This is a genomic window from Pseudomonas brassicacearum, from assembly GCF_003732265.1.
Lineage (GTDB): Bacteria > Pseudomonadota > Gammaproteobacteria > Pseudomonadales > Pseudomonadaceae > Aquipseudomonas > Aquipseudomonas brassicacearum_D.
In genome coordinates this window covers 1-553 of sequence record NZ_MOBK01000012.1, presented here as the reverse complement: position 1 = coordinate 553, position 553 = coordinate 1, and the positions used below count along the sequence as shown (strand labels likewise).

The 553-nt window shown below is 59.1% G+C and carries 1 protein-coding gene; it reads left to right on the top strand.

Features of this window, described 5'->3' with window-relative positions:
• A partial coding sequence (locus BK660_RS26725) for an AAA family ATPase (RefSeq protein WP_185045225.1) occupies positions 1-553 on the top strand: 553 nt, incomplete at both ends.

The window sequence follows — 553 nt, the reverse complement described above, 5'->3', positions numbered from 1 at the left end:
GCCAACTCAAAGGCGCACCACCGGGTTATGTCGGTTATGGCAGCGGTGGCGTGCTGACCGAAGCGGTGCGGCGCAAACCGTATTCGGTGGTGTTGCTGGATGAGATCGAAAAGGCCCATCCGGATGTGCTGGAAGCGTTCTACAACGTCTTCGACAAAGGCTTGATGGAGGACGGCACCGGGTTGGTGGTGGACTTCAAGAACACCGTGATGCTCGCCACCAGCAACGTCGGCGCCGAGCTTTTACTTGATACGCCGGTTGCACAACTGGGTTCCGAGGCTTTCAACGAAGCGCTGCATAAAGTCTTGCTGCAAGCCTTCCGCCCGGCGTTTCTGGCGCGCATGACCGTGGTCGCGTATCGGCCGCTGGATGAGGCGACGCTGGAAGGGATTGTCTTGGCCAAGCTTGAGAAGTTGCGTGGCCGCTACAAAGCTGCGACCGGCAAACAGTTCGAGTTTGATTCGGGGATTGTCAAAGCGGTGCTCGCCAAGTGCAGCGCGGCGGGTGCGCGGGATGTCGAGAATGTGTTGATGACGCAGGTGACGGGGAAGTT